General features: G+C 39.3%; 12 protein-coding genes. All 12 read right to left on the reverse strand.

Annotated features, from left to right (window positions below; all coding sequences use genetic code 11):
• Positions 1-129: 129 nt before the first annotated feature.
• The 12 genes from ACWATR_RS13815 to aroC all read right to left on the reverse strand — a co-directional run bounded on the left by ACWATR_RS13815 (position 130) and on the right by aroC (position 12,786).
• The gene (locus ACWATR_RS13815; RefSeq protein ID WP_460333139.1) at positions 130-495 is read right to left on the reverse strand and encodes a type II toxin-antitoxin system PemK/MazF family toxin; all 366 of its coding nucleotides are present in this window, start codon (positions 493-495) and stop codon (positions 130-132) included.
• A complete protein-coding gene (locus tag ACWATR_RS13820; protein ID WP_460333142.1) occupies positions 488-826 on the reverse strand; it encodes a DUF2281 domain-containing protein in 339 nt (112 codons plus the stop codon). The genes ACWATR_RS13815 and ACWATR_RS13820 overlap by 8 nt, the downstream gene beginning before the upstream one ends.
• 128 nt (positions 827-954) lie before the next feature.
• On the reverse strand, positions 955-2,415 hold the full coding sequence (locus ACWATR_RS13825; RefSeq protein ID WP_460333145.1) for a tetratricopeptide repeat protein: 1,461 nt from the start codon (positions 2,413-2,415) through the stop codon (positions 955-957).
• Entirely contained in the window at positions 2,412-3,740 is a 1,329-nt protein-coding gene (locus ACWATR_RS13830; protein WP_460340407.1) for a P-loop NTPase family protein, read from the reverse strand. Before ACWATR_RS13830 ends, ACWATR_RS13825 begins: the two co-directional genes overlap by 4 nt.
• A 517-nt stretch (positions 3,741-4,257) precedes the next feature.
• Positions 4,258-5,238 carry a 7,8-didemethyl-8-hydroxy-5-deazariboflavin synthase subunit CofG gene (cofG, locus tag ACWATR_RS13835; protein WP_460333147.1) on the reverse strand — a complete coding sequence of 327 codons (981 nt, stop codon included), beginning with the start codon at positions 5,236-5,238 and terminating at the stop codon, positions 4,258-4,260.
• Between the two features lie 113 nt (positions 5,239-5,351).
• Positions 5,352-6,113, reverse strand: a complete 762-nt coding sequence (gene crtW / locus ACWATR_RS13840; protein ID WP_460333150.1) for a beta-carotene ketolase CrtW — start codon at positions 6,111-6,113, stop codon at positions 5,352-5,354.
• A gap of 649 nt (positions 6,114-6,762) precedes the next feature.
• Positions 6,763-7,206: an SRPBCC family protein gene (locus tag ACWATR_RS13845; protein WP_335104458.1), complete on the reverse strand. Its 444-nt coding sequence runs from the start codon at positions 7,204-7,206 to the stop codon at positions 6,763-6,765.
• A gap of 19 nt (positions 7,207-7,225) precedes the next feature.
• Positions 7,226-7,414, reverse strand: coding sequence for a CPXCG motif-containing cysteine-rich protein (locus tag ACWATR_RS13850; protein ID WP_012411100.1), 189 nt, complete (start codon positions 7,412-7,414; stop codon positions 7,226-7,228).
• Positions 7,415-7,517: 103 nt separating this feature from the next.
• A complete protein-coding gene (locus ACWATR_RS13855; protein WP_460333153.1) occupies positions 7,518-9,173 on the reverse strand; it encodes a B12-binding domain-containing radical SAM protein in 1,656 nt (551 codons plus the stop codon).
• A 21-nt stretch (positions 9,174-9,194) separates the two neighbouring features.
• Positions 9,195-9,449 carry a SemiSWEET transporter gene (locus ACWATR_RS13860; protein WP_322739705.1) on the reverse strand — a complete coding sequence of 85 codons (255 nt, stop codon included), beginning with the start codon at positions 9,447-9,449 and terminating at the stop codon, positions 9,195-9,197.
• Positions 9,450-9,774: 325 nt separating this feature from the next.
• Entirely contained in the window at positions 9,775-11,568 is a 1,794-nt protein-coding gene (locus tag ACWATR_RS13865; RefSeq protein WP_460333156.1) for a hypothetical protein, read from the reverse strand.
• A 129-nt stretch (positions 11,569-11,697) separates the two neighbouring features.
• Positions 11,698-12,786 carry a chorismate synthase gene (gene aroC / locus ACWATR_RS13870; protein ID WP_460333159.1) on the reverse strand — a complete coding sequence of 363 codons (1,089 nt, stop codon included), beginning with the start codon at positions 12,784-12,786 and terminating at the stop codon, positions 11,698-11,700.
• Positions 12,787-12,807 lie beyond the last annotated feature (21 nt).

Below are 12,807 nucleotides of genomic sequence, written 5' to 3' on the forward strand. Positions count from 1 at the left end.
ACTATTTTGGTGGTGCTTGTCTGCACCTGAGCGATCGCTATTAATTTCAGTGAATATTTTCAGTAGAAGTGTGAAAGCGATCGCTACATCTAACTACATCTAAATTGTATTTTCTCAAGATGCTCTTTTTCAGTCGTTGCTTTCAGGAGCATAATCAATACAGATAATTAAACCGTCTAGTAATTCTTGCATGACGGCTGTTGACACTTTTCCTAAAGACCGGACAAATCGCTCAGTTGTTACACTACGAACTTGTAAAACATTACCTGCTGAGTTTGAGTCTAAGCCATTTTCATTAGTTTGCTGGATGGGAATCATGAAAATGCGATTTTGGAATTTAGGTTGCCATGTTGCCACAGGAATAATAATCCGCATTGGAATAGAAATAAAGATATCAGAACTAATCACAACAGCAGGGCGAGTCTTCTGAATTTCTTGCCCTCTGGTTGGATCGAGTTGCACTAGCCAAATCTCACCTTTCTTAGGATTAGTCATTCTCAGTTTCCCAGTCTTCACCATCCAGAACGGCAAACTCTGTTAATTCTGGGTCATTCAAAAAATCTTCGGCTATGGCGGCGATAAAAGGTTCTAGTATTTTGTGACGTTCTGCTATAGGTAGTCGAGCAATTTCTCGGAGAGATAACCGTTTTTGCTGTTGGAGATTTGATGAGATATTAGAATCTGAATCTTCAGTGTTTAACTTTTGGTGATTGACTGTTTTTTTGACAAGAAACTCAACAAAATCTAGGACTTCTTGTTGCTTGTCATTCGAGAGAATTCGCAAATTATCTAATACCGCTTGTTCAATATTGATTGTTTCTGACATTTGATTTCCGTTCTTCAAGATAGGTTAAGTTTTTAATTTGTTATTCATACGCATCGCTTTTAATTTCAGTTAATATTTTCAGTGGAAGTGGAAAGGACATAGCTACATTAATTTAGTCTTTATAGCGGTTATTGAATTAAAGCTCGAAACCGTTCATCTTCACGAATACCATCAAAATCTGAATCGGTTTTTGCCCATTTGCTACATTGATCAGGATTCAAATTAATTGCTTTTTGCAGTTTTTCTAGTGCCTGCTCAATATTACCTTTAAGGGCATAACTGCAAGCTTTGTTGTACCAAGCTTGGTGATAATCTGGTTTAATTTTCAGTACTTGGTCATAGGATGCGATCGCCTCTTCATAGCATCCTAAATCATCTAGCACAATCCCCCGATTGTTCCAAGCTTCATGTTTATTTGGGTTTATTTTCACTACTTGATCGTAAGATATAATTGCTTCTTCGTTGCATCCTAAATTGTATAAAGCAATCCCTCGATTGTACCAAGCTTCGTGTTTATCTGGTTGAATTTTTAGAGCTTGATCATAGGATGCAATCGCTTCTTTATTGAATCCCAAATTCCGTAGAGCAATCCCCCGATTGTACCAAGCCCAATCGTAATTTTGTTGTAAGTTCAGTGCTTGGTCATAGCAAGTAATCGCTTCTTCATAGCGTCCTAAATTCCCTAGTGCAATGCCCCGCTTGTTCCAAGCTTGATAGTTATTTGGTTGAATTTCTATCGCTTGGTCGTAGGATGCAATAGCTTCTTGATAGCGGCCTAAATTTTTTAGAGCATTGCCCCGATTGTACCAAGTTTCGTCTTTAGCTGGCTGAATTTTTAGAGCTTGGTTGTAGGATACGATAGCTGCTTCATATTCTTTCACAGTGATCAACAAACTTCCCAGTTCAAGTAGTAAACTAACCTTACAATTTTCTGTCTGATGTCTTTCCGCTAGCAAGTCCTTAATTTCCAGGACTTTCTCAATTTTTTGTTCTGAACTAAGTTTCAGATATTCTTCATAGTCTCCTTCCAATAACAGACGATTTGATTCTTGTTCTACCAATTCTGGCGTTGTCGGTAATTCAAACACCCCAGAACGCCAATCAAAAAAATCTGGGGCGCGGTGAATTAAATAGTTTATCGAAAATGAACGCAAAAGAAAAACAAAGCTAATAGGAAAATCATCTCTAAAGCGTTCTCGCTGTTGGTTTAAGTGATTTAAAATATGCGGAACACTAGTTAAATTGCTAAATTGCCCTTCTGTAATTTCCCCAAAACTCCTTTTTTCATACTTATATAAAGAATATTCCAGACCCTTAATTAATAAAATATCAACTTGCTTGTCTTTAATAAACTCTGCTACTGGCTGATATAAATTATCAATCGCCTCAACCAAGCGCAAAACTGCAATCTTCTTCTGCGGAATCTCCTGGGGAAGTTTGACAATGAACTTGTCTGCTTCCCCAGGTGTACATTGCACGAAAAACAAACCAAATCCTGATTTTCGCTTCAGTGCGCGAAGCAAGTCTTGATAAGCTTCTTCTGGTTCTGGGGGTAAATCATCATCCCAATCACTTAAATTTGGGTTCATGAAAGTTTCGCTACGGCTTCTTTAAATTCTGGAATTCCTTGAATCAATGGATGAATATCATACCAACGCTGCATATCTCCATCATCATCTAAATAGCGGTATTCTAAAAGACAGCGATTATACATCAAACTCCGATACAAGTCATCATTAATAATCCGCTTAGAAAAAGACACTTCCGCTAACAGACACCATTGATGATTTTCCACAGCGCGGCGATAAGTATCTCTGGCTTGAGTAATTGCTCGTCGCACCGCCTTTTCTGAAATAGGTAATTCTTCAGTGCGTCCAATGGCATCTTGAGTTAACAATAGCAAATTCCTCACATGACCTCCACTCATTAAACAAAGTCTGTCTAAGGTTTGGGGACTGTCAAAAATTTCTGTTTCTAGTGATAGTTCTGGTGCAATTTGCCGGACTCGCTTGTTAATTACTTCTTTAACTTTCTTGAGTCCTGGCTGGTAAACTTCGCCCTTGAGAGTGTTTACCATAATCATTGGCAAAATTTGGGGGTCGCCGTAGATATCTCTGAGGTCTGTTGCCCTGGTAGAATAGACCATTGAAATGGGGACAGTGTAAATCAAATGGCAATCTAAAGCTTGGAGTTGTTCGCTACGGTCTAAAAAGACTTCCTCATAGTTGGTGCGGCCGTCGCCGTCTTTAACTAACACCATCCGGTCTAAATTATCGACAATTACCGCCAGTTTATTGTAGCCATTAGGTAAGTGCTGTTTTGCATCCACCAGAAACTCATTTAACACCTGAATTAAAGTGACGGTGTGAGGATCAATTTGTTGGCGAATCTTCTGGCGTAATTCAGGAACAGCTCTTAAATTTGCGGTCAACTTGGCGAATTGAGCAAGCTGCACTTCTACAGCCATCTTCTCAAATTCTATGGGAGTCAGCGCCAAATCTTTTAAATCTACCCAACGATCTTTCAACCAGTCGAGTATCGGACGAGGACTAGCAATTCCTTTTAAATCTTTGAGCAAACGGCGGGTACAGGCGAGGAGAATATCTGTATATTGGGCATCTTCAGAATCGATATCCTCTTCATCAGCCGCAAAATAGACAACATAAAATTTCCGATTTTCTAAATACTTCTTTAACCTGAGTAATTCTGTAGACTTCCCCGCACCCCGATGACCAGAATACAATTGGCAAGTATTTGTATTTGCCAATTGCATCCGATTTCCCAACTCTTGCAAAATATCGGCATCTCCGCGCACATCCTGACAATCTACATATTTTGGATCACCTGCGGGTAAGGGTTCAAAGGGGTTAAAGGCGTTGTAGAGGTTTGCGAGTAAGTCAGTACTATTAACCATAGGTAAAAATATAGCAATGATGCTCATAATAATCGAGATTATACAGAGTTGAGGTAGATGAATCCAGTTCAAAGACTCATTAACGGAGTTCAGAGGTGGATTCATCCAGTTCAAAGACTCGTTAACGGAGATAAAAGGTGGATTTATCCAGTTCAAAGACTCGTTAACGGAGATAAAAGGTGGATTCATCTAGTTCAAAGACTGGTCAACTAATTGAGCATCGATTCAGTTATCAAAAACCTAACCCCTTCTATTACTAGGAAAGGGTAGCGTGCTTTCATACGAAAAAATAAAAATACATAAGTCTTGATTTCTCGTTTTGTGACATAGCTTTTTACCCCTCTCCAAACCTCTCCCCGAAACGGAGAGAGGCTTTGAAACCCAGTTTTAGTTTTTCTGTGGTTGTATGAAACCACCCTGAAACTCCCCTCTCCGCTTCGGAGAGGGGTTGGGGGAGAGGTTCTTTCAGGATTACTGAATTGGTGTTCTAGATAGTAAAATCTCTACTTCCCTATTGTTACAAAAGAGAAACTGGGGTTAGAGTCTTTCGCCAGCGCTTCACTGCTGTTTGTAATTCTCCCGAAAACCAACTATCAAATTGCGGATAAATCGGTAAACGCGCCACCAATTCCCACCCCGCAGGTTGTAAAATTTCTCTCAATGCCTGTTCCTGAACATGAGGATAATCGGGATTTACTTCATCTTTTGGCCCAATTCCACCCAAATCTCGCGCACCAGCTTCGATACAAGCGAGTAACCATCGGTCATCTTTAACTAAATTCGGCGGAATTTGAATAGTAATATCTGGCGGTAAAATCTGACGTGCTTTAGCAATTACTTCTGGTAACTGATGAGGGTCAAAAGGTGGTGCATCAAAGGTTTGCTGATATCCTGGACTATGAGGTTGCAGGATAACTTCTTGAATATGGTGATGACGTTGATGCAGTTCAGATATAGCTGTCAATGTTTCCCACGAATCATCTACAGTTTCCCCAATTCCCAACAGCAACCCCGTTGTAAAGGGAATCTGCAACTCTCCCGCCCATTGCAATTGTTGTAAACGAACTTCTGGTAATTTACTCGGTGCGTGCCGATGTACACTATTTAACAATGTTGGCGTTAATTGTTCCAACATCAGACCCATTGAAACATTCACACACTTGAGCTTTTGCATTTCTTCAAAACTCAGAGGTCCCGCATTTGTATGAGGTAAAAACCCCATTGAAAGCGCTAATTCACACAAATCATAAATCCGCTCAAACCACGCCTGACGCTTTGGCGAATGGGGATGCACTTCACCGCTAAGTATGAGAATTTCACAGACTTTTTCGTTTTGAAGTGGTTTTAAAATACTGTCTGCATCTGAAAGACTCATCCAGGGGCTTTTACCCGGTTCGCTGCGAAAGTTGCAGTAACTACACCGATTAAAGCACTCGTAAGTGGGAACGATTGTATAAGCAGGGCTATAGGTTACAAGACGAGAATTATTAATTGGCATAAGCAGAATAAATTGTCTCTTAGTAAGCAGCCCCAGGTTTATTTTAAGGTCTGGAGAAACTAACTACAAACCTTTAATTATTCACGCCCACTTACTTCTTAGATAAACAAAAACTATTTTGCTTTGTAAATTTCTGGTAATTGCCACCAAGGAATATGGGGATACTCATGGTGCTCTTCATGGTAGCCGAAATGATAGCACGTAATAAATGACCACCAAATTGGACGGTTAATAGTTTGGGCACAATGAGGCTGAATATAGCCTCCGATTGGTTCACTATGTGGGAGAAAAGTACCAAAATAAAATAATTGAAATGAACTTAGAAGTGAAGGAAGTACCCAAAAATAATTGAGATTGTCGCTGGGTATATGGAGTATATATTTTGCAAAGTTATAAATAATTGTTAGGGCAATTATTTGTCCCCAACTCCAGTAACCTTTCATAAAATGTAAATACCAAGCAAAGAAGTTTTTGTATTTACCATTATGAAAATCTGGGTCTATTGGAGTTGCTGGATTGTGGTGATGTAACCAATGCTTTTTCAATAATTTTTTATATGGTAAAAGACCATAAAGAGATAGGGTTAATGTCCCAATAAAATGATTAATTTTGCTGTTTTGGGGAAACACTACCCCATGCATAGCATCATGAGATGTAATAAATAATCCCGTATATAAAAATGTTTGCCAAGCTATGCTAGGCAATAGCATCCAAAGTTTTAACTTGGAGATGTCAAGGGGAAGTAATAAACTCAAGCTAATGACCCATACACTAACAATGACAATAGCAATGAAAAGTCCTTTAAACTGAGATTTACTTTTTACTGCTGGAGTCAGTTTTGTCTGATCACTGGGTGGTTGTTCTAATTGAATCACGCTTTTACTCCGCCTAGTATTCAGGTGAAAATTCCTAAAATATAGTCACCATAAAAAGCACTAACCACCAGCCAGAAAACTCTATTAGTAGTCAGTGTTTTGCCTTGGATAGTGCCAACACTTTAAGATATTTAGAAATATTAAGATACTTTAACTATTATTACACATACAATCACTATACCAACAACTTTTTCTGATATGTCTGTTGGATTATATAAGTTATAGTACTGATAGGTTTAGTAATTATAAAAACTAGTGTTTTTAATATGGGGCTTTCTAAACAGCCGAAGTCTGGGGAAAAGGCGGTAACATAATTAGCGGCAAGAGTAGGGTATGAAGTGGAGTAATTCGTGCATGAGGCTGTAGCCGTTGAGATCCCAAACTAATGTAGTCTAGAAAGCGATCTTTTCCAAGCGATCGCACCAAAGTCCAGATTAAAGATTAAACTTCAACTCTAAAAATAAGATTTCCAAGCTTTTCAGGAAACACTTTGAAGTTAGCAAAATAGTATTTATAACGTCCAAAAAATCTAATGTAAATTAGAAAATTTACTGATTTTTATTATCCAAACTAACAAATATAAAATAATAAGTATGGCTCCTAGTAAGCTCAAAATCTGGAGCCACTTACTACAAGAGAATGCTCATAATTACTCGCATTCTCGTTTAGTCACATAGTGTCGGTAGCGAAACATCGCTTCTAATTGCGCTTGCACTAGCCAACCACTGACAAATTCAACACCTCCTCCACCAGGCATAGAGAAGGAAATAGCGTCAGTTAATCTGGTTTTGCCATTTTCCGGTTCAAATTCATGTCGATGTACCCAAGATTCAAAAGGACCAGATATCTGTTCATCAGTAAACAAGCGATATTTTTCACATTCAGTATGACGCGCTAACCAAGTTAAGGGTAATGGGCCGAGAAACAAGCGAAATTCAGTTATAGCGCCCACGTTCAGCCCTCCTTCACGACGAACCACTTGGACTGGCTGCCAAGGTGGATTCAATAGTTGCAAAATATCTGGCCTTTCGTGAAATTTCCAAACTACTTCTGGTGAGGCATTAATGATTGAGGAATGTTTAAAGTGCAGCATGGAAAGAAAAACCTAAAATTCAACTTTCGGATTCAGTATCAATTTCGATATCTAGGGTATCTTCATCAACCCGCACATACAAAATATTTGGGTTACAACAAACTTGACAATCTTCAACGTAAGATTGCTGTCCTCCAGCACTCAAATCAATAAAAGTTAAGTTCGGTTCGCCGCAATAGGCGCAGTAATACTCGGCTGTGTTTTGCATCAAGTTTTCAGCTATGAATTCAATGGTATTGGGTATGGGGCATGGGGCATTGGGCATTGGTTATTAATTGTTCTCCCCCCCCCTGCCTCCCCTCACTTCCCTATTACCGAGTTCCTCCCAGTACTGGCTGTAGTTCTTTGGGAGATGGATTGATATAACTTTTAGCATCAGCCAAATGCTTTAGTAGTGTAGACTGTGGCAGAGGCCCTTGCAAGTGGCTCCAGGGTAATACTTGTTCTGTTGACCATTCGGCGTGGACGTAGAAATCTAAGTCGGGAATTTGTCCTTTGAGTTGCTTGAAAGCACGTTTGTAGCTACCCAAGGAATCGCCAAAGTCACGAGTAAGTTCGAGAAGTTGGGAGAGTCTGCGATCGCCTCTCGACAATAAAGCCTGTATAATCGACCAATTATAACTTTCTGGGCGAAACTCTATTCCCTGTGGTTTTAGCTGTTTTTGCAAAAACTGCAACCGCTTTTCGGCTTGGCGATTTACCCCAAACCATTGAAACGGTGTGTGTGCTTTGGGTACAAAGGTGCTGCAACCGTATGTTAAGCGCAATCCCGGCGCAGCTTTTTTGATATTACGCATCATCGCCACAGTTTGCTCTAAATCTTCTGCTTCTTCACCAGGAATTCCTGCCATTCCGTAGAGTTTCAAGCTTTTTAATCCGCCAGCTTTAGCATTTATCGCCGCTTGGATAATTTCATCGTTATGCAGCTTTTTGTTGACGATTTGCCGGATTTTCTCAGAACCACTCTCTACAGCAATGGTAAGCGATCGCGTGTCTCGTTTCGTCAAAGTTTCTGCTAACTGGACTGTTACAGTATTAGTTCGCACTGAAGCAATACTGAGACGGACATCATCATACTTTGGCTGACTAATATAATCTAGCAACGCCTCAAATTCTGGATGTTGAGTAACTGAAGCCCCTAATAATCCTAGCCGGTTTGTGACTTCTAAACCTTTGGCGATCGCTGGAATTAATGAATCTTCCAGACTGGCTGTTCTAAAAGGCAGTGTGAGATAACTCGCCAAACAAAAGCGGCACATTTCTGGACAACTTCTCACCACTTCCACCATGTAAATATTTTCCCATGCTGCTTTTTCGGTGACTACAGTCGATGCCGATAGTGTATTTCCCCGGTAAGTTTGCTTTTGCACCACTGCGGGAATTTCAGAAGAAATTGGTTTTATTGACTTTACTTCACCATCTTTTGTGTGATATTCCACCTCATACAAACTGGGTACATAAATTCCTGGTATTTGTGCAAGTCTTGTTAGTTGAGTTTGTCTTGAGGCATTTCTGACTTCTTTGTAAGCCTCAATAAAATTCCCTAACAGGGTTTCGCCATCCCCCAGTAAAACGACATCAAAAAAATCCGCAAAAGGTTCAGGGTTCGCCGTGAGAACTGGGCCACCACCAAAAATTATCGGATGAGAATCATCACGAGAGGTTGCCCGAATAGGAATTTCTAAAGATTCCAGCAAGTTTAAAATATTCACATAATCCAATTCCCACGAAATAGAAAATCCTACAATTTCCGGCGTTCTGGGGAGTTGTTCGTGAGTATCTGTAAACAGGCGACTTACCTGCACATCATCACGCATTGCCAAGGTTGCCCAAACTACCTGATAGCCAAGGCTAGTGATACCTACGCTGTACTCGTTGGGAAAAGCGAAGATTATGGGGATAGCGTTAGTGTCTGGGGTAGTAGGTGTAAAGAGAAGGCGTTCATAGTCAAATACAGATGATGTCACAGGTGTTTGTTAGAGGCAAGTTTATCTATATTTAATTTTAAGCCATAGAATAATTAAGTTAAAAATCAATGTTATGGCGTTAGCAAGAATAATTGGCAAGGATTGTAAATAAATTCCATAGATTAGCCACAAAAAAACACCACTTATGAATGTAATCAGCGTCACCAAAGAAACATCTTTTGCTGATTTTGTTTGCCAGGTTTTAAACATTTGTGGCAGAAAAGAGATTGTGGTTATTGTCGCGGCAGCTAATCCTATAATTGTCAGAAAATCCATGTGATGCAAACCTATAAGATAAAGTTTTTATTGCTGAAAAAACTTACAAACTGATTTTTCATATCCTGTATCAATGTCTTCTATTTTACCTTTTAATGTGAGTGATAAAGTATAAAAAAGAAAAAGGGAAAAGAGTTTGACTCTGTTCCCTTCTCCTTTAAGCTCTACGCTAATCATTAAAAGATATGTTATTGACACTAGCAAAAGCGATTAATTATTCACGGGATAACTGCAATAGTAAAGGCGTGAACTCTTCTGGTAATAATTTGGCAAATCGGTTGTGAATAAATCTGGCCATGTTGGTAGTTTAGTGATGCAAACCAGTTTATCTAGCATTGTCTGACGATTTTTTGAGATAAGACTTAGCCCAAGCATATCGTTGCGAATCTTTTTTAAGTAAATATTCTGCTGCTTCATGTCGTTTATTTTCATCTTTTGTACTCCTGACTACTCGTTTTCTCTCATCATCTATATCTTCAGGTTTAGCACCGCGTTTTATTGCTTGTTCATACCAATAATCTCCTTTTGCATAATCACTTTTGTCATAACATATAGCACCCATTAAGGTATAAGGTTGATGACTATCAGGGTGATACTCCATAGCTTTTTTCGCACAAATCTCTGCATCAGCTAAGTTCTCCATATCTCTGAATGCTGCACCTCTAGTAACTGAAATTGCTGACTTTAGCTTGCTTTCTTTAATTTTGCTGAAGTCTAAGTTAGTAAGTTTTAATGCCTGTTCAGGTTCATCTGCTTTGCGCCAATAACTACTAGCGGTGGGAATATCCCATTTATTTCCAGTGCGGTGAAATTCCTGTTCATAAAACTCTGCTTCTAGTCTGTAATACGCAAGAGCGATTTTCCCGCCAGGAGATAATAGTTCCTCTTCCATAAGTTGCAAAACCAACTTAGGATCTAGCCGTTCTTTTTTCTCTAATTTGACCATGATCGCGTAAAATGGCTCTAGCGCAAGTGAAAGATATATCAATCTATATTTTCTCTTGAGAATAGCGAAGTGCTTTTGTTGAGCGAGAATAATGATATCTTCACGTCTATTATTTTGTAGCCAGTCAATTTCTGATTCATTAAGTAATTCTCCTAAATCGATCTTAGATTTTAGGGTAGAGGTGTATTTTTCATTTGCAACTTCTATAATCTCAGTCAGCTTGCGTTTTTTGAGAAAGTTAATATCCTGTTCGCCTAACTGATTAGAAAACTCAAGCCTTTTGAGAATTTTATACAGGTGACTTTTAGGCGATGAATCCTCATAACGAGTTACCTTATATTTATATCTCAAAGCAACAAACTCTCGTGTTTGTTCCAATTCTTGAGCAATGATAATTGTCTCGTTAAGTCCTTGCTGTTCTAGCCAGTTAATTTCTGACTCACTCAAATTATCTTTTGCATCAATATTTTGCAGTATTGGATATAGTGGACTCGATAATGATAAATCTAGATGTTTATTTGCTTGGTATTTATCTCGTAATTGAGCAAATTGAGCTTCTTTTTCTGACTCCTGCTGCTTAAAAATTTCTGCCGTTTCAAATAGTTCGTTATTAAGCAGCCAATTATATTCAGAACCACTTAAGCTCTCTGTCACATCTAACTTTTTCAGTATTTGATACAGTTTACTCTCAGGATATGCGTCTTGATATTGAGTAGCTTTGTATTTAGATTTAAGTTGAGTAAATCGATTTACTTCTTGAGCAATTTTATTCGTCTCATGTAAACCGTTGACTGTAAGCCATTTAACATCAAAATCAGTGACTAAATTTCCTGACTCAAGTTTCAAAAGCATGAAATACAGATGACTAAATTGCCAAGAAACATTATGCTTTGTAGCTTTGTACTTAGATTGTAATTTGGAAAATTCAAATTCTAGATTTCCAAGTTCTTGGAACCTATGTTGCTGCTCTTGCTTGATAGCTTTTAAAGCCTCAACAAGCTCATACTCTTTCAACCAATTAAATTCTAAGCGAGTGAGTTCAATTCCTAAGTCAACTTTTCGCAATATGAAATACAACAGACTAACGGGTAATGAATCTTGATATTGAGTTGCTTGGTATTTAGACTTTAAAGCAGCAAAGTGTTCTAAGCGATTTTGAGACTCTTTATCCATATTGATAGTAGATGCGATCGCACGTAGTTAAATGTGTTATCCGCTACTATAGCAATCCCAGTAAAAAAGGGCGAGTCAGACACTCACCCCCAAAGCATAAATATTTTCTGAAATGTCAAAGTAGAATTCTTACAACACCTTACACTGCCCATGATGTCGTAACAAATGGTCACACAAAACCAGCGCTACCATCGCCTCCACCATTGGAACTGCACGCGGTAACACACAAGGATCATGTCGTCCTTTTGCCGCTAATAGGGTTTCTTCACCTTCACGAGTTACTGTCTTTTGCTCTTTTCTAATTGTCGCCGTTGGCTTAAATGCAACTCGTAAAATGATATTTTCCCCGTTGGAAATTCCCCCCTGAATACCACCCGAACGGTTAGTTACAGTGCGAATTTCACCATTTTCATCAATATAATATTCATCGTTATGCTCAATTCCGGTTAACAGCGTCCCGCCAAAACCGGAACCGATTTCAAAGCCTTTGCTAGCAGGGAGAGACATCACACCCTTAGCAATATCAGCTTCCAATTTATCAAATACTGGTTCGCCTAAACCTTTCGGCACGTTACGCGCTACACATTCTACGACACCGCCGATAGAATCTCCTTGTCTACCAACTTGTTCAATTAATTCAATCATGCGATCGCTACATTCAGCATCGGGACAGCGCACAATGTTGCTTTCCACCTGTTCTAAGGTGACAGTATTTGGATCGACTACACCTTCCAAGTCTTTGATGCGCTTGACATAACCGATAACTTCAACATTGGCAACTTGACGGAGAATTTTTTTAGCGATCGCACCTGCTGCTACTCTGCCAATTGTCTCACGCGCTGACGATCTACCCCCACCTTGCCAATTGCGAATGCCATATTTTGCATCATAAGTTGCATCCGCATGAGAAGGACGATACTTCTCGGACATCTCGTCATAATCTTGGGGACGAGTATCTTTGTTGCGTACCAAAATTGATATAGGCGTTCCCAAAGTTTTACCTTCAAATACACCTGATAAAATCTCGCAGGTATCCGCTTCTTTGCGAGGGGTGGTGATTTTACTTTGTCCCGGACGCCTTCTATCTAATTCTACTTGAATTTCTTCTGCCGAAATTTCTAGTTGTGGAGGACAACCATCAATCACAACCCCCACACCGCCGCCGTGAGATTCACCAAAAGTAGTGATGCGAAATAGATGACCAAAAGTGTTGCCCATGATCTTAAAGAAAAAGGATGA

The organism is Nostoc sp. UIC 10890, from assembly GCF_054786515.1.

Excerpts from the sequence above, each read along its gene's own strand:
- ACWATR_RS13845 (WP_335104458.1), bottom strand. The coding sequence starts at position 7,206 with ATGCTGCACTTTAAACATTCCTCAATCATTAATGCCTCACCAGAAGTA.
- ACWATR_RS13820 (WP_460333142.1), bottom strand. The coding sequence starts at position 826 with ATGTCAGAAACAATCAATATTGAACAAGCGGTATTAGATAATTTGCGA.
- ACWATR_RS13860 (WP_322739705.1), bottom strand. The coding sequence starts at position 9,449 with ATGGATTTTCTGACAATTATAGGATTAGCTGCCGCGACAATAACCACA.
- aroC (WP_460333159.1), bottom strand. The coding sequence starts at position 12,786 with ATGGGCAACACTTTTGGTCATCTATTTCGCATCACTACTTTTGGTGAA.
- cofG (WP_460333147.1), bottom strand. The coding sequence starts at position 5,238 with ATGCCAATTAATAATTCTCGTCTTGTAACCTATAGCCCTGCTTATACA.
- ACWATR_RS13830 (WP_460340407.1), bottom strand. The coding sequence starts at position 3,740 with ATGGTTAATAGTACTGACTTACTCGCAAACCTCTACAACGCCTTTAAC.
- ACWATR_RS13865 (WP_460333156.1), bottom strand. The coding sequence starts at position 11,568 with ATGGATAAAGAGTCTCAAAATCGCTTAGAACACTTTGCTGCTTTAAAG.
- ACWATR_RS13850 (WP_012411100.1), bottom strand. The coding sequence starts at position 7,414 with ATGCAAAACACAGCCGAGTATTACTGCGCCTATTGCGGCGAACCGAAC.
- ACWATR_RS13815 (WP_460333139.1), bottom strand. The coding sequence starts at position 495 with ATGACTAATCCTAAGAAAGGTGAGATTTGGCTAGTGCAACTCGATCCA.
- ACWATR_RS13825 (WP_460333145.1), bottom strand. The coding sequence starts at position 2,415 with ATGAACCCAAATTTAAGTGATTGGGATGATGATTTACCCCCAGAACCA.